Source organism: Actinoplanes sp. NPDC049548, from assembly GCF_040676695.1.
Lineage (GTDB): Bacteria > Actinomycetota > Actinomycetes > Mycobacteriales > Micromonosporaceae > Actinoplanes.
Genome location: NZ_JBFAPM010000013.1, coordinates 203,743 through 223,586, shown reverse-complemented (window position 1 = coordinate 223,586; position 19,844 = coordinate 203,743). Strand labels below are relative to the sequence as shown.

Annotated in this window: 17 protein-coding genes; 8 read left to right on the top strand and 9 right to left on the bottom strand. The window is 72.5% G+C overall.

Features of this window, described 5'->3' with window-relative positions; genetic code table 11:
- Positions 1–100 precede the first annotated feature (100 nt).
- Positions 101–883: a glucose 1-dehydrogenase gene (locus tag AB0J80_RS25290; RefSeq protein ID WP_364709369.1), complete on the top strand. Its 783-nt coding sequence runs from the start codon at positions 101–103 to the stop codon at positions 881–883.
- A 220-nt stretch (positions 884–1,103) separates the two neighbouring features.
- Here the strand turns inward: AB0J80_RS25290 and AB0J80_RS25285 are convergent, their stop codons facing one another.
- The 4 genes from AB0J80_RS25285 to AB0J80_RS25270 all read right to left on the bottom strand — a co-directional run bounded on the left by AB0J80_RS25285 (position 1,104) and on the right by AB0J80_RS25270 (position 5,682).
- Positions 1,104–1,628 carry a DUF6262 family protein gene (locus AB0J80_RS25285; RefSeq protein WP_364709366.1) on the bottom strand — a complete coding sequence of 175 codons (525 nt, stop codon included), beginning with the start codon at positions 1,626–1,628 and terminating at the stop codon, positions 1,104–1,106.
- The gene (locus AB0J80_RS25280) at positions 1,625–4,108 is read right to left on the bottom strand and encodes a site-specific integrase (protein ID WP_364709364.1); all 2,484 of its coding nucleotides are present in this window, start codon (positions 4,106–4,108) and stop codon (positions 1,625–1,627) included. Before AB0J80_RS25280 ends, AB0J80_RS25285 begins: the two co-directional genes overlap by 4 nt.
- Positions 4,105–5,241 carry a tyrosine-type recombinase/integrase gene (locus AB0J80_RS25275; protein WP_364709361.1) on the bottom strand — a complete coding sequence of 379 codons (1,137 nt, stop codon included), beginning with the start codon at positions 5,239–5,241 and terminating at the stop codon, positions 4,105–4,107. The genes AB0J80_RS25280 and AB0J80_RS25275 overlap by 4 nt, the downstream gene beginning before the upstream one ends.
- Positions 5,242–5,385: 144 nt before the next feature.
- Positions 5,386–5,682 carry a hypothetical protein gene (locus tag AB0J80_RS25270; protein ID WP_364709359.1) on the bottom strand — a complete coding sequence of 99 codons (297 nt, stop codon included), beginning with the start codon at positions 5,680–5,682 and terminating at the stop codon, positions 5,386–5,388.
- 260 nt (positions 5,683–5,942) lie between these two features.
- On the opposite strand from AB0J80_RS25270, the gene AB0J80_RS25265 reads away from it, so the two are divergent.
- On the top strand, positions 5,943–6,800 hold the full coding sequence (locus tag AB0J80_RS25265; RefSeq protein WP_364709356.1) for a universal stress protein: 858 nt from the start codon (positions 5,943–5,945) through the stop codon (positions 6,798–6,800).
- On the opposite strand, the gene AB0J80_RS25260 is transcribed toward AB0J80_RS25265, so the two are convergent.
- From AB0J80_RS25260 to AB0J80_RS25250, 3 genes are all read right to left on the bottom strand, one after another.
- Positions 6,784–7,482 carry a VanZ family protein gene (locus tag AB0J80_RS25260; RefSeq protein ID WP_364709353.1) on the bottom strand — a complete coding sequence of 233 codons (699 nt, stop codon included), beginning with the start codon at positions 7,480–7,482 and terminating at the stop codon, positions 6,784–6,786. The two genes, AB0J80_RS25265 and AB0J80_RS25260, sit on opposite strands and share 17 nt — an antisense overlap.
- A gap of 73 nt (positions 7,483–7,555) precedes the next feature.
- Positions 7,556–8,347 carry an SAM-dependent methyltransferase gene (locus AB0J80_RS25255; protein WP_364709350.1) on the bottom strand — a complete coding sequence of 264 codons (792 nt, stop codon included), beginning with the start codon at positions 8,345–8,347 and terminating at the stop codon, positions 7,556–7,558.
- Between the two features lie 45 nt (positions 8,348–8,392).
- On the bottom strand, positions 8,393–9,811 hold the full coding sequence (locus AB0J80_RS25250; protein WP_364709347.1) for an amino acid permease: 1,419 nt from the start codon (positions 9,809–9,811) through the stop codon (positions 8,393–8,395).
- A gap of 200 nt (positions 9,812–10,011) precedes the next feature.
- Here AB0J80_RS25250 and AB0J80_RS25245 point away from each other — a divergent pair, with 200 nt between their 5' ends.
- From AB0J80_RS25245 to AB0J80_RS25225, 5 genes are all read left to right on the top strand, one after another.
- Positions 10,012–10,884, top strand: a complete 873-nt coding sequence (locus AB0J80_RS25245) for a helix-turn-helix transcriptional regulator (RefSeq protein WP_364709441.1) — start codon at positions 10,012–10,014, stop codon at positions 10,882–10,884.
- A 205-nt stretch (positions 10,885–11,089) separates the two neighbouring features.
- A complete protein-coding gene (locus AB0J80_RS25240) occupies positions 11,090–11,338 on the top strand; it encodes a hypothetical protein (protein WP_364709345.1) in 249 nt (82 codons plus the stop codon).
- A gap of 75 nt (positions 11,339–11,413) precedes the next feature.
- A complete protein-coding gene (locus AB0J80_RS25235) occupies positions 11,414–12,538 on the top strand; it encodes an FAD-dependent monooxygenase (RefSeq protein WP_364709343.1) in 1,125 nt (374 codons plus the stop codon).
- A 69-nt stretch (positions 12,539–12,607) separates the two neighbouring features.
- Positions 12,608–13,201 carry a hypothetical protein gene (locus tag AB0J80_RS25230; protein ID WP_364709341.1) on the top strand — a complete coding sequence of 198 codons (594 nt, stop codon included), beginning with the start codon at positions 12,608–12,610 and terminating at the stop codon, positions 13,199–13,201.
- A complete protein-coding gene (locus AB0J80_RS25225) occupies positions 13,198–15,300 on the top strand; it encodes a bifunctional polysaccharide deacetylase/glycosyltransferase family 2 protein (RefSeq protein ID WP_364709339.1) in 2,103 nt (700 codons plus the stop codon). Before AB0J80_RS25230 ends, AB0J80_RS25225 begins: the two co-directional genes overlap by 4 nt.
- Before the next feature lie 47 nt (positions 15,301–15,347).
- Here AB0J80_RS25225 and AB0J80_RS25220 read toward each other — a convergent pair whose 3' ends face one another.
- A complete protein-coding gene (locus AB0J80_RS25220) occupies positions 15,348–17,603 on the bottom strand; it encodes a catalase (RefSeq protein WP_364709336.1) in 2,256 nt (751 codons plus the stop codon).
- A 75-nt stretch (positions 17,604–17,678) separates the two neighbouring features.
- On the bottom strand, positions 17,679–18,794 hold the full coding sequence (locus tag AB0J80_RS25215) for an RNA ligase RtcB family protein (protein WP_364709334.1): 1,116 nt from the start codon (positions 18,792–18,794) through the stop codon (positions 17,679–17,681).
- Positions 18,795–18,928: 134 nt separating this feature from the next.
- Between AB0J80_RS25215 and AB0J80_RS25210 the strand changes: the two genes are divergently transcribed.
- Positions 18,929–19,840, top strand: coding sequence for an AEC family transporter (locus AB0J80_RS25210; protein WP_364709331.1), 912 nt, complete (start codon positions 18,929–18,931; stop codon positions 19,838–19,840).
- Positions 19,841–19,844 lie beyond the last annotated feature (4 nt).

Below are 19,844 nucleotides of genomic sequence, written 5' to 3'. Positions count from 1 at the left end.
CGGCACCTCTCCGTGTCAGAGACGCCGACAGCAAGGGTCGACCCCCGTGCTGCAGGGCCGCCAGCAGATCCGGGCACAACCGACTGAAAGGGCGCTCATCATGACCAGCGCCGCCCATGGTCCCTCTGAGTACACATTCGCCGGCAAGACCGCGTTCATCACCGGAGCCGCCGGCGGCATCGGCCAGGCCACCGCGCGAGCTTTTGCCGCCGCCGGCGCGGCGGTCGCTCTGGCCGACCTCGACCTGGCCGGCGCCGAGGCCCTCGCCGCCGACATCCAGGGCGCCGGCGGCACAGCCATCGCTATGGGCCTAGACGTCACCGACAGCGACGCGGTCAAGGCCGCCCTCGACCAGGTCGTCGCCACCTTCGGCCGGCTCGACGTGGCGTTCAACAACGCCGGCATCGAACAGAGCCACACCAACACCGCCGACACCACCGAAGCCGACTTCGACAAGCTGATGACGGTCAACGTGCGCAGCGTCTTCATCGGCCTCAAGCACCAGATCCCGCTCATGCTCGCCGGCGGCGGCGGCGCGATCGTCAACACCTCCTCCGGCGCCGGCGTCATGGGCATCGCCCAGCAAGCCACCTACGTTGCCACCAAGCACGCCGTCATCGGCCTCACCAAGTCCGCCGCTCTCGAGTACGCCGCCCAAGGAGTCCGCATCAACGCGATCTGCCCCGGCATCATCGACACCAAGATGATCGAACGCGTCAGCGGCGGAACCGACGACGGCTACGCCCAGATGATCGCGCAGGAACCCATCGGACGCCTCGGCCGACCCGAAGAGATCGCCTCCGCCGTGCTGTGGCTGTGCTCACCCACCGCTGCCTTCACCATCGGACACGCCCTCGTCGTCGACGGCGGCCAAACCGTCTAGCCCAACCGCAGACAAGATCGACGCTGACCAGCGGGCCGGGTCTGTTGGGCGGGTTCACCGGCCAGGGCCTGTCGATGACTCATGTTCAGCATCCGCCACCAAGATCAATATTTGGTGCTGGGCCAGCTACACAAGGCGTGGGGCCTATCCGGTCGTCCGAGGACGCTTGCCGCGTCCGGGTAGCCGCAGCGGCCGGGTAGCCGTCGGCGTCGAGTTGGTGCTAGCCATGGCGTCGGTTCAGGTTTGTGATCAGCTCGCGGTTGGCGGCGCGGGCGGCGTCCAGTTCCTGTTCGCGTGCATCGAGGGTGTCCTGCAGGTCGATGACCTGCTGTTCGAGCTGGGTGATGCGTCGCTGCAGGTGGTTGATGTCAGCGGGTGCGCCCACCCCGGCCTCGCGCCAGGCTTGGTCGCCGAGCAGTTGCGAAAGGCGGCGCTCCAGGTTCCGGATGTGGGCGGCCTGGCGGTTGATCTGACCGTGTGCGTTGGCGAGGTCAGCCTGGAGCGAGGCCCGGCCTACCGTTGCCGGTCCGGGTTCCGCGGCCGGGGTGACCTGGGCGCCGTGGATTTGGTCGAGAAGGTCGCGGTGCCGGTAGAGGAAGGTCCGGTCGACGCCGGCGGCGCGGGCGATCGCGGAGACGCTGATCTCGGCATGGATGCTGCGGGCGGCGTGGATGGCCTGAATGACGCGCTGACGGCGGCGAGCGGAGTCAGCCCGGCGGCCGTCGATCAGAGGGTTGCCGGTCATGCGATGCGCTCCGGTCGGACGTCGGGTATGGGTTGACGAGATCGCGGCAGGCCTAGACCGACGAGGCGTTTCCTGCTCTGGCGCACCACCGTGACGGCGTCGGTGATCTGGACGCGTTCCTCGTCGGTGAGGTCTTGCAGGTCGGCGGTCATGCGGGTGATGAGGCGGAGGATCCGCTGGATTTCCTGGTCGGAGGGCATGGCCTCGTCGCGGGCCCAGTCGTCGACGTCGAGGGTGGCCGTCAGGCGTTCGCGGTGGCGTAGCAGGTCGGCGAGGTAGCGCTCCAGGTCGGGCAGGTAGGAGATGTCGGTGCTGAAGTGGCCGCATCCGGCAAAGCGGAACCGGACCGGGCAGTCCTGGCCGGCGGCGGCGACGTTGGATGGTTCGGAGCAGCCGCCGTAGGGCACGGCGACCTCGCCGACGGCCTTGCGGGCGTACTCGGAGTCGAGCATCGCCTGGGCGCGGCGCCAGACCCGGTTGCCGTGGCGGTCGAACTGCATGACCGTCACCCGTTCGACCGCTTGGCGACGGCGCTGCTCGCCGACGTGGTAGTAGCCCTGCGTGGTGGACAGCAGCCGGTGGTTCATGAGTTCGCGCAGGACGGTGACGTCGACGCCGGCGTCGGCGTGGCGTTGGGCGTAGGTGTGCCGGTAGGCGTACGGCGAGATCTTCTCCTTGTCGAAGGGCAGCATCTTCGTCGTGGTGGTGCCGCCGATCTGCACGGCGGTGGGCACGGCGATGTCGGGCAGGTGGTTGATCCATCGTCGGTGCCGCCCGGACAGGTTTCCGCCGCGCATGGGGTGGCGTCCGTCGGGATTGCGCTGGGATGTGGGCAGCAGCTTCAGCTCCGCGTCCGGGGTGTGGGGGAAGGCGGCACGTACCCGGTCCTGCTGCGCGACGATGAGCGCCGCGGTGGCAGCCGGGATGGGCAGCCGGCGGCGGAGCCGATTCATCTTGAGGTTGTCGTAGATCAGCACCGGCTGGCCGTCGCCGTCGCGGTCCAGGCAGTCCAGGTTCAGCCGGCAGATCTCCTCGGGCCGCCGGCCGGTGTCGATGAGCAGCTCGATGGCGACGCGGACCTCCCGGCCGCACAGGTCCTCCAGCATCGGCAGGTGCCGGCACAGGTGCTGCATCACCTCGGCGGGAAGGTCTCTGCCGGCCTCACTGTCGTCGGGCAGGTCAGGGATGTCCTGCACGACCAGGCGGAAGTCGTCCGGGAGCCCGTGCAGCACCTGCCGGGCCCGGGTGAGACCCAGGGCGCGCATCGAGTCGAGCACGCCGCGCACGGCCGCCGTCCGACGCGCGCGGGTTCCGTGCGTGATCGTGCCCTGGCTGACCAGGTATGCCTGACGGTTACTCCATGCCGTGATGTCCTGCCGCGACAGCGCAGCCAAGTCGAGACCCTGGTCGTCACGCTGCAGCCGCAAGCTGTCCGAGAGATCGGCGACCGCTCTGACCCGGAACGCCACCACCTGGCCGACCGCAACGCCGCGCCGCGTGGGTAAATCGTCGGCGGCCCACAACTTGGTCGCCGCGCGCAGCCAGGGCTGGCTGATTCCGGTGAATCGCAGGATTCCGGACCGGCCGAACACCGTCAGGTCCCAGACGTCCTTGTGCCGCTCGACGTCAGGGGTGGCCCCGATGCGCCCGATCTCCTTGCCGACGAACGACACGAACTCCCGCACCCGCTTGGTGAGCCGGCCGGTCGGCACCTGCGACAGCGAGCCAGCGTCCACCGCCCGGGCAGCGTCACACAGCGGGCGGACCTCGGTATCGGCGATCCGGGCACCGGCGCGGATGCGCTGCTGCACCCCGAAGATCAGCTCGGCCACCAGCCGCGGCCGCAAACCCCGCAGGCTCACCTCGCCCTTCATCAGCACCGCCGGCACGGTGACCCGCCAGCGGGCCACGTCCAGGTCAGGATCGGCGCGCTGGGCGTTGCGCAGGCGCTGGTGGTGGGCCTGGCAGTACGGGACCTGCCCGTACCGGTCCCGAACGCAGGCAGCCACCTCGCACGGCCCGAACGACTCATGACCGACGAGGTCGGTCCGAGCCAGGAAGTCCGGCAGGCTCTGACCGCTCTGCTGGCGCTGCAGCAGGTGCGCGGCGCACAGCTGGATGTTGGAGGTGCGCCACGGCCGTCGGCAGCCGGGCACCACGCACCGCTGTTCGGCCACCGACCGTTGCAGCGGCTTGGGCAACGCCACGAACTCGGCCAACGGCAGACCCAGCCTGCGACGGCGCCGGCTGCACGCCAGGCAAAGGTCGCCGCTGCGGCAGTAGGTGTCCTGCGCGCAGGTCGGTACCGCGCACGGCTTCCAGCCCAGCAGCGGATGAGCCTGCGGGAAATGCAGCACCCGGTGCTGGTCGTGCCACCCGATCAACGTCAGCACCTCGCCGTCGATCATCGCCCACAGCCCGTTGACGTCGTCCTGCACATCGGCGGACGGGATAGGCGGCCTGCGCCGGGCGAGCGTCATCGGACAGCACCGCCCGAGACGGCCTGTCGGGGTGAGGGCACCCGGTCGACGGCCGCGCGCAGCCGCGCCGCGGCGGGATGCAGGTACGGCTGCGACGAGAACGGACTGGCGTGCCCCATCAGCCGCTGGATCTCGTCGAGCAGCGCACCCGCGTCGGCGAGGTTGCTGGCAAACGCGTGCCGGCACATGTGCGGCGTCACCCGGCGCTCCAGCCCCGCGCGACGGCAGAGGGCATCGAACAGCTCGTTGACCGCGTCCGGTGGCACCGGCGCGCCCAGCGGCGCCCGGAACAGGTTCACCAGCAAAAAGTCGACGCCCGCCGCCTCGGGGCAACCCTGCCGTTCCACGACGTACTGGTCGATCGCCTGGACCACCAGGAAGTCGACCGGGACCGCCCGCGAGTGCCGCGACTTCGCCCACGCGCCGTTGACGTTGACCCGGCGGATCACGTGCACGTGCGGCCCCTCCAGCACGCATCCGCTCGCCCGGTTGTCAGGCAGCAGATGCAGGTCACCGCGCCGAAGCCCGACCGCCTCCCCGCGCCGCAGGCCCACCCGAGACAGCAGCAGCACGATCAGCCGGTCCCGCGCCGACCGGCAGACGCCGAGCAGCGCGACGATCTCCTCGTCGCTGGCCCGGTTCACCGCCGTTTCGGGTTCGCCGAGCCGGTGCCGAGCCCGCATCCGGTAGAACAGCCCGCCGTCCTCGGTTTGCGCCTGGACCGGCAGGTCCCGGGAGTCGGCCAGGTCGTAGATTTGCCCCAGCACGTACGGCTCGACTTCCTTGGCGGCCACCGCGAACGCGAGAAACGCCCGCACCGCCACCAGCACGAGGTTGATCCGTCGCTCGCTGCGTGCCGGCTTCGCGCCGGGCCCCGGCACCACCGTGCCTTCGTCAACAGGGCTGTACCTCAGCCAGGTGATGAACAACCCCATGTCCCCGGCCGCCGCCCGCCAGTCCCGGCCAGTACGGTCGCACCACCGCAGGAACAACGCCACGCCGCCGGCGTACGCCTTCGTGGTCGACTCAGCACGATCCCGCCCGAACCTCAGCTCGCGCAGGAACCGGTCTGCCACGGGTTCTGCGCGCAGGTCCTCGCGCAGCACTGTCCAGTAGCTGCTCCCGGAGGGCACCTGTACACGGAACGCTCGGGCCATGAGGACCCTGCCTTCTCTCGATCGAGCAACGTTAGGTCACTGAACAGCACCCCCGGAGAAGCGCTGCACGGACCCACCGAAGTACGACCGATGCAACGTGCCGCTACAGATCCGGAAGCCCTAGAGAAGGCAGGGCGCCTCGGCGGTGAGGTCGTCGCGCAGGCGGGGCAGCTCCACCCCCGGCATCAGCAGCCGCAGCCTGCTGCCGTCCGAGAACGGCAGGTCCCAACCGAAGCGGCCGTCACGGTCCGCGGCGGGGTCGCGCACCGGGTCCCCCGCGAGCTCCTTGATCCGTACGGCCGGAGCACCGCCCATCTGGGGCACGCGGCCGGTGACGGCGGTGAGGAAGGCGCTCAGGTTGGCGGCCGCGACGTCCTCGCGGGCGTCGGGGGCCGGGGCCGTACCCGGGTTGATCATGAGCCGACGCTAGGGCCCGGCGACCCGCCGGCGGGGCCGGATGCCGGCATGACCACCGGCCGGGTGAACGTCCTCTGCGGAGGGACGGCCCAGGCAACCGGCGAAGCGCCGGCGTGGGCGGACGGCGATGACACCGCGAGCGCCGCCCGGCCCGTCGTATCGGGAACTTCAGCCATGCGCGCCCAGGACCGTCAGCCCTTCCGTCGGAGCACCGCGACGGCGGATGCTGGGTGGAGCATCGAGGGCCGGGAGGTCGGGTCATGACCACTGTCGCCGGAGCCGCCGTGGTGGTGGGTGTCGACGGATCGCCGCGCAGCATGGATGCCGTCGAGGTCGCCGCCGCCGAGGCCATGCGCCGGCGGCGGCCGCTTCGGATCGTGCACGTGCTGGATCGCAGGCCGGGAGCGCCGCGGGAGGCCTCGCCGGAGGTGGTGCACGAGCGGGCGGCCGCCTGCCTCGCGGAGGCCGCCCGGATGGCCGGCAAGGTGTCGTCCGACGTCGCCGTCTCCACCGAGCTCCTGTCCGGGCGCCCGATGCCGGCGCTGACCGGGCTGAGCCGGCATGCCAGCCTCGTGGTGGTGGGTGAGAACGGTGCCGGCGGCCTGCTCCTGGGCTCGGTGGCGAACCATGTGGCGTCGCACGCGGCGTGCCCGGTGCTGGTCGTCCGCGGCGAGCCTCGCACGGGCGGCCCGGTGGTCGTCGGTGTCGACGGGGACGGGGACTCGGCGGGCGCCCTGGACTTCGGCCTCGAGGAAGCGTCGTTACGGGGCACGTCCCTGGTGGCCCTGCACGCCTGGTGCGGCACCGACTCGACGGAGCTGACGGGGACGTGCGAGTTCTGGTTCGGCGAGGCCCAGGAGGAACGCGTCCTGGCCGAGGCGCTGGCGGGCGCCGCCGTCCGGTATCCGGAGGTGCCGGTGCGGCGGCAGGTCGCCCGCGGTCACGCCGGGCCGCTGCTCGCGGACTGGTCCCACCTGGCGCAGCTGATGGTGGTCGGGGAACGCGGCCACAGCGGGATCGGCGGGGCCCTGCTCGGCTCGGTCAGCCGCCACCTCATCCTCCATGCGGACTGCCCGACCACGGTCGTGCGGTCGGGCGTGCTCAGCGGTACAGGTTGACCGTCGTCTCGTCCTCCGCGGCGGGCACCAGGACGAGCGTCGGCTCCAGCGGCCGGTGCAGCGTGGCGGGAGGCGGCAGCGTGGCGGGAGGCGGAAGGGGCGCCGGCGCCGCGGGCCGGACCGGAGCCGGGGACACCGGAGCCGCGGCGCGCGGCCGGGTCAGGGCGCCCACGGCGAGCACGACCAGGCCGGCGGCCGCGCCGATCAGCGCACCGCCGCTGTTGTAGAGCCAGTCGGCGGCGGTGGCGACCCGGACGCCGCTGACCGCCTGCCAGCCCTCGATGCCGAACGACAGCGCCGCTCCGGCCACTGCCGTCCACACGGCGCGGCGCGTGGCCAGCGCGCCGAAGATCCCGAGCGGCACGAAGAGCAGCAGGTTGGCCATCGGCTCGTCCTCCGAGGTGGGCGCCTGCAGCTCGGCGTGGAAGGTGGTCACGTGCAGGAACGAGCGGACGTACTCGCCCGCCCGCTGGACGGCGCCATCCTGCCAGCCGGGAGCCTCCAGCGGTGCGGTGAACACCAGGATCGGGGCGAGCGAGAGCAGCGCGAGCAGGGTCCAACCGGGCCGCCATCGCAGCACCCGGGACACCGGCCAGAAGAACAGGCCGGCGGCCACGGCGCAGCACACCAGCAGCGGTACGGCACCGGGACGGCTCAGTGCCAGGTCGAGCTGGTACTCCATCGCACGCTCCTCGCGGGTCGGTGTCGGCGCGGTGCCGATCCTGTCCGAAGGTGCGTAACGCCCATATAAAGCCTCAGGGCTTGCGGGCCACCCCGCCGTAGAGGGCCGCCTGAGCGTCGCCGAGCTGTTCGTCGGCGTCGGGCCGCCACCGCAGGATCGGCACCACGCCCGGCTCGACCGGCTCCAGGCCGGCGAAGAAGCGCGCCACCTCGGCCCGGTCCCGCAGCCGGGTGGTGATCCCCTGACGCCGCATGATCTCGGTGAACCGCGCCCAGGACACCGGGTCGTAGTCCGCGGTGATGTGCGAGACCACCAGGTAGCTGCCGCTGGGCAGGGCGCCCATCAGCTTGCTGACGATCGCGTACGGGTCGGCCTCGTCGTCGAGGAAGTGCAGGATCGCCAGCAGCAGCACGGCCACCGGCCGCCCGAGGTCCAGCGTCTCGCCCAGCTCCGGGGCGCCGAGGATCTGGTCGACGTCGCGCAGGTCGGCGTCGACGTACGCGGTCCGCCCCCGCGACGTGCCCTCGAGCAGCGCCCGCGCGTGGGTCAGCACGATCGGGTCGTTGTCGACGTAGACGATGCGGGCGGAGGGGTCGACGGCCTGGGCCACCTCGTGCACGTTCGGCGAGGTCGGCAACCCCGTACCGATGTCGAGGAACTGCCGGATGCCGGCCTCCGCCGCCAGGTGGTGCACCGCCCGGCGCAGGAAGGCCCGGTTCTGCAGCGGCGCGGTCGCCGCGTCCGGGTTGACCTGCAGCCCCTGTTGCGCGGCGGCCCGGTCGGCGGCGAAGTTGTCCTTGCCGCCGAGCAGGTAGTCGTACACGCGGGCGGGATGCGCCCGCCCGGTGTCCAGCGGCTCCGCCATCGTTCCTCCCCCGGGCCGGCGACTGTCCACACGCATCATAGGGGCTCACTGGCGGCGGTTGAGCCGCGAGTGGTGGCGGCTGTAGAGCAGGTACACCAGCAGGCCGAGCACGAACCAGACCACGAACCGCAGCCAGGTCACGGGGCTGAGGAAGGTGATCAGCCACAGCGAGAAGAGCACGCCGAGCGCGGGGATCACCGGCATCCCGGGCAGCCGGAAGGAGCGCGGCAGCTCCGGGCGCCGGTACCGCAGCACGATCACGGCGACGCAGACCACGACGAACGCGAGCAGGATGCCGATGTTGGTCAGCTCGGCCGCCTCCCGGATCGGCAGCAGCCCGGCGATGACGGCCGAGGCGGCCCCGGCGATCCAGGTGACCCGGCTGGGCACCCGGCGCACGGGGTGCAGCCGGGCGAACCAGGCCGGGAGCAGGCCGTCGCGGCTCATCGCGTACCAGACGCGGGTGACGCCCAGCATGAAGGTGAACATGACGGTGAGGATGCCGATGATCGCCCCGACCGCGATGACGTCGGCCAGGCCGGAGAGGCCGACCGCCGCGAAGGCCGACGAGAACCCGCTCTCCGGGTCGATGTCGCGGTAGTTCTGCATGCCGGTGAGCACCAGCGTGGCCGCCACGTACAGCAGCATCGAGAAGATCAGTGAGTAGATGATCGCCCGGGGCAGGTGGCGGCGGGCGTCGCGCGCCTCCTCCGCGGCGGTGCTCATGGCGTCGTAGCCGAACACCGCGAAGAAGACGGTGGCGGCACCGGTGATCGCTCCGCTCACCCCGAACGGGAAGAAGGGCTTGTAGTTCGCCGTACGGATGTGGAAGACGCCGACCACCACGACCAGCAGGACCACCGCGACCTTGATCGCGACCACGGCGGTCTCGGTCCGGGCCGCGGCCCGGATGCCCAGGTTCAACAGGTACGCGATCAGCAGGCACAGCACCATCGCGAACAGGTCGACGACGTGCCCGTCGCCGGTGCCCGGGGCGCCGAGCATCCAGGCCGGCAGGTCGACGCCCAGCTCGGCCATGAGGAACGAGAAGTAGCCGGAGATGCCGATGGCGACGACCGAGACGATCGCGGTGTACTCCAGCAGCAGGTCCCAGCCGATGAACCAGCCGACGATCTCGCCGAGCACGACGTAGCCGTACGTGTAGGCGGATCCGGCCTTGGGGATCAGGCCGGCGAACTCGGCGTAGGACAGCGCGGCGGCGGCGCTGGCGACGCCGGCCAGCAGGAACGAGATCAGCACGGCCGGGCCGGCGGTCTCGTGCGCCACGGCCCCGGCCAGGGCGAAGATCCCGGCGCCGATGATGCCGCCGACGCCGATCGCGGTGAGCTGCCACAGTCCGAGCGTGCGGGTGAGGTCGGCTTCCCGCTCGTCGGCGACGTCCTCGACCGGCTTGCGCCGGAAGAGTCCCGCCCCGGGGCCGAACCGGTCCGGTGTGGTTGTCATGCCATCGGCGTACCACGTCGGGCGGACTACCGCATCTACAGACGTGAATGGGACCGGTGACACGGCTGAATCCGTACCGTCGCGGGCCCTAAGATCGTGCAGGTGACTGCGCATCGTCCGTTGAAGCTGCACGTTTGGATGCACGTGCATCCGGTAAAGGTCTCTCCCGAGAGGACCGAGGACTGATCGGGGTGAGCGGATTGATCGCGGCTCGTCAGGACGCCGGCACCGGCCCCGCCGCGCTGCGCATAAGACTGGGCGCCCAGCTGCGGCGGCTGCGCAAGGACCGGCAGATCACCCGCGAGGCGGCGGGCTGGGAGATCCGCGCCTCGGAGTCGAAGATCAGCCGCATGGAGCTGGGCCGCGTCCCGTTCAAGGAGCGCGACGTCGCCGACCTGCTGACCTTCTACGGGGTGCCCTCGCCGGACCGCGACGATCTGCTGGCCCTGGCCCGGCAGGCGAACGCCCCCGGCTGGTGGCAGGAGTACGCCGACGTCGCGCCGCCCTGGTTCCTGTCCTATCTGGGGCTCGAGGAGGCGGCGTCGCTGATCCGCTCGTACGAGGTCCACTTCGTCCCCGGCCTGCTGCAGACCGGCGACTACGCCCGCGCCGTCATCACCCACGGGCACGCGGACGCCTCGGAGGAGGAGATCGAGCGCCGTATCGCCCTGCGCCAGGGGCGGCAGCGGGTCCTGCACCGGGCCGACCCGCCCCAGGTGTGGGCGGTCCTCGACGAAGGCGTCCTGCGCCGCCGGATCGGTGGCCGCGGCGTCATGCGGGACCAGATCCGCGCGCTCATCGAGGCCGCGCACCTGCCGCACGTGCACATCCAGATCGTGCCGTTCCACGCGACGACGCACGCCGCCGCCGGGCTGCCCTTCGCGATCCTGCGGTTCGCCGAGACCGAACTGTCCGACCTCGTGTACGTCGAACAGCTCTCCACGGCTCTCTACCTCGACAAGCCGGGCGATGTGGACCTGTACGCCGAGACCATGGAGCGTGCCTGCCTCGAGGCGGAGCCGCCCGGCCGGACTCCCGCGATCCTCGGCAAGATCCTCGACGAGCTGGGCTGATCAGCCGGGCGGGCTCCCCCGAACGGTGCACTCCGGACATCCATTCCTGTTGTCTTGCGAGTCAATGTGCATATGCACGTGCAGGAGTACTTGCATCGTCGCTGGCAAATGGCCATGCTTGGGCACGTGCGCGGTGCGCGTACCCGCCGGTGATCCCGGCGACGGCCCCGACCCGGGCGGGCTCCGGCAGACAGAGGAGTTGTGGATGGACAGGAACCGCGGCCCCGCCGGTCCGGTGAGCCTCTTCCCGGAGGCGGACTACCGGTTCGGAGCCGGGCCGCTGCGCATGCGGGTCGAGCGCGTCGACTGGAACCGGCCGGTGCACTACGACAACGACAGCTGGTACGAGGTGGACGGCGTCGAGGTCACCGCGGACGGCCGCGAGATCGGGCGGCGGCAGGCGCTGGTCCGAGGCCGCAGTCTGGCGGCGCTACCGCGCAACGCCCGTCCATAGTCGAGAGATTTTGGACGTATTCCTGCCCGCGATCCCTCTGGCGCGAGCCCACCCGCGGGCACCACGATCGGCGACATGAACGAGCCTGTCCTGATCATCGGCGCCGGAATCGCCGGCCTGGCCCTCGCGCGCGCCCTGCACCACGCGGACGTCCCGTACGCGATCTACGAACGGCGTACGGAGGCCGCCGACGCCGGCCTGGCGATCAACCTGCCCGGCAACGCGATCACCGCCCTGCACCGGCTGGGCCTCGGCGACGCGATCGCGGGCGCGGGCTTCCCGGTGCTCCGCCGCGAGTACCGCACCCAGCGCGGACGCCTGCTCTTCGGGATCGACGAGACAGCGTTCTGGGGGCCGGACGCCACGCCACACTGTGTACGCCGCGCGGACCTGCACGCCATGCTGCGCGACGGCCTGCCGGACGAGAACCTCCACCTCGACCTGGGCGTGACCGCCGTACGCCAGGACGAGACCGGCGTGGAAGTGGACCTCTCGGACGGCTCCACCGCCCGCGGCGCCCTGGTCGTCGGCGCCGACGGCGTGCGCTCGACCGTTCGCCGGGCGACGTTCGGGGAGCAGGGCGTCCGGGCGGCGGTGCTGTCGGCCGCGAGCTACCGCTTCATGGCCCCGAACCCCGGCGTCGACTGCTGGGCGGCGTGGATCGGCGACCGCGGCACCTACCTGCTGCTGCCCGTCTCCCCCGACGAGGTGTACGGCTTCGCCTCCGCGACCGGCGGCGGTCCGGCCGCACCGGACCTCGGCTGGCTGGCCGAGACGTTCACCGGCTTCCCCGAGCCGGTGGGCCAGACCCTCAAGGCGGTGCTCGCCGACCCGTCGCGGCTGTACCACTCCCCCATCGAGGAGATCCGCATCCCGCGCTGGACGCACGGCCGGGCCGTGCTGATCGGCGACGCGGCCCACGCCACCGCCCCGGTCTGGGCCCAGGGTGCCGCGCTCGCCCTCGAGGACGCCGAGGTCCTGGCCGGCCTGCTCGTCGGCGGCGGGGACGCCGCAGCCGCCGCGGCCCGCTTCGAGCAGGTACGCCGTCCGCGGGTCACCCACGTCCAGACCCAGACGGACCGCTTCTCGAAGACCGCCGGCCTGCCGGGCTGGGTCCGCGCCCTCACCGCGCCCCTGGCCGGCCCGGCCGGCTACCGGGCGGCGTATGGCCCGCTGCGGGAGTGGAGCACTACCTCCTGACCTCCCCCTCGTTGATCCCGATACGTCCCTGTTTCGGACGATCTATTCGGGACGTCGGGAGGGTGGGCAGTGGCCTCGCACGAGACAACACCGATCGGCGAGGACCCCGTCTTCGTGGACGAGTCCGGGCGTCGCCGGCGGTGGCTGGTGATGTCCGGACGGCTCGGCATCGCGGTGCTGGCCGTCGCCACCGTGGTGACCGTTGCCGGGCTGGCGGGCGGGGCCCGCCTGCCCTTCCTCGCGCTGCCCGCCCTCCCGGCGCCGGTGCCGAAGAAGACGCCGGCCGGGGACCGGCCCGGTGAAGCGGCGGCGCCGACGACGGGCACGGAACACGCGGCCGCCGGCCCGCTCGAGGCGGCGACCAGCGCCGCGAAGGGCGCACCGACGCGCCGGCCCGCGGCGCCCGGCCCGGTCACCGGGCTCGAGCTCGAGCCCCGGTCGTCAGCATCCGTGCCCACAGTCGCCCCGTCCTCCACGTCTCCCAGCACCGCCGCTGCCGGGTCCTCCTCCCCGGCGAGGGCAACGGCAACGGCGCGGGCGACGGCGACGGCTACGGCTACGGCGACCGGGCGCAAACCGAGGCCCTGCCCCGCCGTGTCCCACCAACCGCCCAGGAAGCCGCAACCGGCTGCCTGCCGCACCCCCTCCGGTCACCGGAAATGACGCCCGCGCGTCCCCGGTCCCACTGGGCCGGCCTCGGCATCGGGCTGGTCCTGCTGCTGATCGCCCTCTGCGTGAACGGCTACGTCCGCCACGTCGGCGGCGAAGGCGCGGGCACGCCGCGGCGCTCCGGCTCCGCGACCCCGGCCGATCCCGCGATCCGCGGCGGTGGCCCGGTCCAGCGCCTGTCACCCGGGCAGCCGGTCCGCAGCCTGCGCCCGCCACCGCGGGTCCTGGCACTGACCTTCGACGACGGTCCCGATCCCCGGTGGACCCCGCAGGTCCTCGACGTCCTGCGCCGGCACAACGCACACGCGACGTTCTTCGTCGTCGGGGCCAAGGTGGCCGAGCACCCCGAGCTCGCGCGGCGGATCATCGCGGAGGGCCACGAGCTGGGGGTGCACACGTACACGCACGCCGAGCTGGCGGCGATCCCCGCCTGGCGGCAGCGGGCCGAGCTCGCCGCCACCCAGGCCGTCATCGCGGCGGCCACCGGCACCCGGACCAGGTTGCTGCGCCCGCCGTTCTCCGCCACCCCGGCGGGTGTGACCGCGGCCGAGGCCGAGGCGCTGAACCGGGCCGGGGCGGCGGGCTACCTCGCCGTGCTGACCGACCGCGACAGTCAGGACTGGCGCCGGCCGGGAACGGCGGCGGTCGTCCGGGCCGCCACGCCGGCCGCCGGCCGCGGCGCGGTGGTGATGTTCCACGACAGCGGCGGCGACCGGAGCCAGACCGTCGCGGCCGTCGACCGGCTGCTCGGCGCCGGGCACGGCTACCGCTTCGCGACGGTGTCCCAGGCCGTCCGGCTGGCCCCGGCGCCGGCCGCACCGCTCTCCCTGCGCCTGCGGGGGCATGCGCTCACCGCGGTGCAGCGTGCGGGGGCCCTCGCCGGCTCGGCGATGTCGGTGCTGCTGGGTGCGGCGGTCCTGCTCGGCGTCGGTCGGCTGGTGCTGCAGCTGCACTACTCCCGGCGCCACGTCCGGCGTACCCGGCGGCGGGCGGACCGGCGGGCGGGCTTCGGTACGGTCAGCGTGATCGTGCCCGCGTACAACGAGGCCGCCAACATCGCGGGCACCGTGCGCTCGCTCGCGGCCTCCGACTACCGGCCGCTCGAGATCATCGTGGTCGACGACGGTTCGGACGACGACACCGCGGGCATCGTCGACCGGCTCGGCCTGCCCGGAGTGCGGGTGCTGCGGCAGGCCAACGCGGGCAAGCCGGCCGCCCTCAACACCGGCATCGCGGCCGCGACCGGACAGCTGCTCGTGCTCGTCGACGGCGACACCGTGTTCGCCCCGGACGCGATCGGCCGGCTCGTCCAGCCGTTCACCGACCTCTCCGTGGGCGCGGTGTCCGGCAACACCAAGGTCGCCAACCGCGGCGGGTTGCTCGGCCGCTGGCAGCACCTCGAGTACGTCATCGGCTTCAACCTGGACCGGCGCATGTTCGACCTCGCGCGCTGCATGCCGACCGTGCCCGGCGCGATCGGGGCGTTCCGGCGTACCGCCCTGACCGAGGTGGGCGGGGTGTCGCAGGCGACGCTGGCGGAGGACACGGACCTGACCATGGCGGTGATCCGGGCCGGCTGGCGGGTCGTCTACGAGCCGCACGCCGTGGCGTGGACCGAGGTACCGGCGAGCCTCGGGCAGCTGTGGCGTCAGCGTTACCGGTGGTGCTACGGCACGATGCAGGCGATGTGGAAGCACCGGCGCTCCCTCGGCGAGCGCGGACCGGCCGGCAGGCTGGGCCGGCGCGGGCTGGCGTACCTGCTGGTGTTCCAGGTGCTGCTGCCGCTGACCGCCCCGGCCGTCGACGTGGCGGCCGTCTACGGCGTGTTCTTCCTGCCGTGGCCGCAGATCGTCGCGACCTGGGCGGGATTCCAGGCCCTGCAGCTGGTCACCGCCGGGTACGCGCTGCGCCTCGACGGCGAACCCCTGCGCCCCCTGTGGAGCCTGCCGCTGCAGCAGCTCGTGTACCGGCAGCTCATGTACCTCGTGGTCGTGCACGCGACGGTGGCGGCGCTGCTGGGCGACCGCCAGCGGTGGCACCGGATGCACCGTACGGGTCAGGCGGAGCTCGCCCTGGCCGGCCGCCGGACGTGAGCGGGCCCGCCCTGCGGCGCAGGGCGGGCCCGATGATCCGCTGGACGTCAGGCGACGGAGGCCGGGAACCGCTCCCAGACCCGGTGCGCCGCGAGCAGCTGCTGCACGGCGGCGAGCGCCTCCGCACCGGACTCGGCCGTCACGACACCGGGTGTGCCGGCCACGCCCGCCTCCTGCAGCACGGTGCGGCCGTTGCCCCACGCCCCGATGGCCTTGGCGTGCCGCCAGGCCTCGTCGACCAGCAGCAGGACCCGCGGGTCCACCGCGACCGAGCCGGCCGCGCCCGCCTTGGCGTCGCGGGCGGGCAGCGCGTCCGCGGCGGGCGCCGGTGCGCCGGCCACGAGGATCGCGTCGAACTCGACCGAGCGGGCGGTGGCGAAGGTGCGCTGCACCGGCGTGCCGTCCACCATGCCGCCGTACGGGGCGATCAGCAGCGGCACCATGCCGGCGGCGAACACCGCCCGGCGCACCGCCCCGACGTCGTCGAGGCCGACCGCGGGGTCGACGACGATGCCGATGAGCCGGCCGTCCGCGGGCCAGGTCCGGCCCACCTGCGACAGTGCCGGGCTGGGCTGGACGTCGGCGAGCGGCACGGTGGGCTCCGGCGCGGGCAGCCCCAGGCCCTTGGCGACCTCCGCGCACAGCACCGGGTCGACGTTGGCCAGGCACTGCAGCTGGCGCTCCTTGATCGCCTGCTCGTAGCACTTGCCGAGCTCGAACGTGTACGCCCGGATGATGTGCTCCTTCTCCACCGGCGACATGCTCAGCCAGAACAGCCGCACCTGGCTGTAGTGGTCGTCGAAGGAGACCGGGTTGGCCCGCACCTTGGGCGCCTCGGCGACCACCACGGGCAGGTCGGCGAAGGCGTCCTCGTCGGTGGGGAACGGGTTGCCGCCGTCGAGGGAGTTCGGCCGGTACGGCGCGACCCCGGCATGCACAGCGTGCTGGTGGAAGCCGTCGCGGAGCATGTCGTTGACCGGGGCGTGCGGGCGGTTGATCGGGATCTGCGAGAAGTTGGGCCCGCCCAGCCGGGTCAGCTGCGTATCGACGTACGAGAAGAGCCGGCCCTGCAGCAGCGGGTCGTTGGTGACGTCGATGCCCGGCGGCAGGTGCCCCAGGTGGAAGGCCACCTGCTCGGTCTCGGCGAAGAAGTTCGTCGGCGTCCGGTTGAGCACCAGCTTGCCGACGGGCTGCACCGGGGCCAGCTCCTCGGGGACGATCTTCGTGGGGTCGAGCAGGTCGACGCCGGCGAAGGTCTCCTCGGGGGTGTCCGGGAGGACCTGGATGCCGAGCTCCCACTCCGGGAACGCGCCGGCCTCGATGGCGTCGTACAGGTCGCGCCGGTGGAAGTCCGGGTCGACGCCCGCGGCGATCTGGGCCTCCTCCCAGTCCAGGGAGTGCACGCCCAGCTTGGGCTTCCAGTGGAACTTCACCAGCGCCGTCTCCCCGGCCGCGTTCACCAGCCGGAAGGTGTGGACGCCGAAGCCCTCCATCGTCCGGTACGAGCGCGGGATGCCGCGGTCGGACATGTTCCAGATGGTGTGGTGCTGGGCCTCGGTGTGCAGCGAGACGAAGTCCCAGAAGGTGTCGTGCGCGCTCTGCGCCTGCGGGATCTCCCGGTCGGGGTGCGGCTTGCCGGCGTGGATGATGTCCGGGAACTTGATCGCGTCCTGGATGAAGAACACCGGGATGTTGTTGGCGACGAGGTCGAACGTGCCCTCGTCGGTGTAGAACTTCGTGGCGAAGCCGCGGGTGTCGCGGACCGTGTCGGCCGAGCCGCGCGAGCCCAGCACGGTGGAGAAGCGGACGAAGACCGGGGTCTCCTTGCCCTTGGCGAGGAAGCCTGCCTTGGTCACCTCCGCGGCCGTGCCGTAGCCGGTGAACACGCCGTGGGCTCCCGCTCCGCGGGCGTGCACGACCCGTTCGGGGATGCGCTCGTGGTCGAAGTGGGTGATCTTCTCGCGGAAGTGGTGGTCCTGCATGAGGATCGGACCGCGGGGGCCGGCCTTGAGCGAGTGGTCGGTGTCCCGCAACCGCGCACCCTGCGAGGTCGTCAGGTACGCGCCCTGCTGCCCCTTGTCCGTGGCCGGGACGCCGGTCTCGGCGCCGGTGGGCGTACGGGTGTCCGGCGTCCCCTGTTCCTTCTTCGGCGGCAGCGGGCCGACCGGGGTGGTGGGCTCGTCGAGGGTCGCGGGGGCACTGCCCGGCTTACCGGGAATCTCGGACGTCAGCACGTCCGCCACCTTGGCGGCGGCCGCCTCCACGACGTCCTTGACCGCCTTGACCGGCTTGCTCGAATCCATGGGGCGCGTCCTCCGTGAGCGGTTTGTACCAGCGGTGGACGGCTACCCGGGCAGGCCGGCAGTAAACAGGCTTAGTCAGCGCCTGCCCCGTCGCCGGTCCCCGGCGCGATCCGCTGTCTTGTACGTGACCAGCGGAACCGTCGTCACCACCGGCGTGGCGAGCCCGTGCTCGACCAGGTCACCGACGACCTGTTCGATGCGCTTGTACGCGGTCGGCGCCTCCTCGAACAGCAGCTGGCGGTCGCCGCACACCACGAGCGAGCCGACCGGCGTACGCCGCAGCTCCTCGACGGTGTGCTTGACCCGCCCCCGCCGCAGCGCGTCGGCCCGCGACATCTTGCGCCCCGCGCCGTGGGCGACCGAATGCCCGGCGTCCGCCCCGGCGTGGGCCGCCACGAGGTAGGAGGCGGTGCCGCGCGTGCCGGCCACGAGCACGTCGCGACCGTCGCCGCGTGCCGCGCCCTTGCGATGCAGGTAGAGGCCGTCGCGGACCTCGACGAGGTTGTGGCACTCGTCGACGATCGGCTCCGCGGGCGCGGCGCCGAGGGCGTGGGCGACACGGGCGGCCATCAGCCGGCGGTTCAACGACCCCCACCGGACGGCGGCGGCGTGCGCCGCCAGGTAGGCGGCCGGGTCGGGCGCGGGGCCGGCGCCGTGCACCTCGGTGTGTGCCCGCAGGATGCGCTCCCCCAGGCCGCGGGACCCGCTGTGCACGATGAGCACGAGATCGCCCCGGTCCAGTCCGAGCCGGCTCGCGTGCCCGGGCTCCAGCACGGCGTCGACCCGCGCCAGCTCCACGAAGTGGTTGCCCCGGCCGACGGTGCCGAGGCTCTCGGTGTGACCGGCCGGGATGTCGCCGTCGAGCACGTCCCAGGCCGGGTCGTCGGCGTCGGCCACCGGGTCCAGCGCGCGGTCGAGGTCGGGGAAGCGGGCCGCGAGCTTCTCGGCCACGGGACGCTTCAGCGTGATCGGGAAGACGGCGATGCCGCAGCCGATGTCGGAGCCGACGAGGAACGGGTAGAGCACCGACGACAGCATGGCGGCGCCGATCGGCGCCCCCTTGCCCGGGTGCAGGTCGGGCATGCCGGCCACGTGCAGCATGCCGTCGAGGGCGGCCACCTGGTGGCACTGCGCGACGGCGTCGGACTCGATCCAGCTCGCCGGTGAGGCGAACACGGTGACGGTGGACAAGAACGTTCTCCCTGGCGAGGGTGCGGACGGACAGCGTGCGGTGAGGGCGGTGATCCGTCAGAACGTCATGGGCACAGCATCGTGGTCCGCACCCGGCCGGGGCAACGGGTTTTCTGCGGTTAGCGTGTCGACACATGATCTCCGCTCTGTCCGGCTTCGCGCTCATCGGCGTGATCGTGCTCGCCGGCCGGCTCGCCCGCAGCCGGGCCGGGCTGCCGGCGGACGCGGAGGCGGTGCTGGGCCGGCTCGTCTACGCGGTGATGACGCCCTGCCTGCTGTTCACCGGCGTGGCGGAGGCGGAGCTGCATGTGCTGCTCAGCGAGCCGCTGCTCGTCTCGGCCGGCGCCGCGTTCGCCTGCTTCGGCGCCCACACCCTGCTCACCCGTCACGGCGACCGCGGCACCCGGATAGTCGGCGCGCTCACCGCCGGCTACACGAACGCCAACTACATCGGCATCCCGGTCGCCACGTACGTCCTGGGGGACGCCGCCCTGGTCGTCCCGATCGTCGTGCTGCAGCTGCTGGTGGTCACCCCGGTCGCGCTGACACTGCTGGAGGTGGCCACCACCGGGCACGCCTCGCTGCGGACCACGGTGACGGCGCCGCTGCGCAACCCGCTCATCGTCGCGGTGCTCGCCGGTGTGGTGTCGTCCCTGACCGGCGTACGGCTGCCCGCCGTGCTGGCCGAGCCGATCGCGACGATCGGGTCGGCGGCCGTGCCGGTGGTGCTGCTCGCCTTCGGCATGTCCCTGTCGGGGCGCCCGGTCCTCGCGCCGGGACCCGACCGGACCGCGACGATCGCCGCGGTCGTCCTCAAGACGGTCGCCATGCCGGTGATCGCCTTCCTGCTCGCCGCCGGGCTCGGCCTGCCGCGGGACGCGGCCTACGCGGTCACGGTCCTGGCCGCACTGCCCACGGCCCAGAACATCTTCCTGTACGCCCAGAGCTTCGGCACCGGCCTGGTCGTGGCCCGCGACGCCATCTTCCTGTCGACCGTCTGCTGCGTGCCGGTGCTGCTCCTGATCGCGGTCCTCTTCAGCCGATGACCTT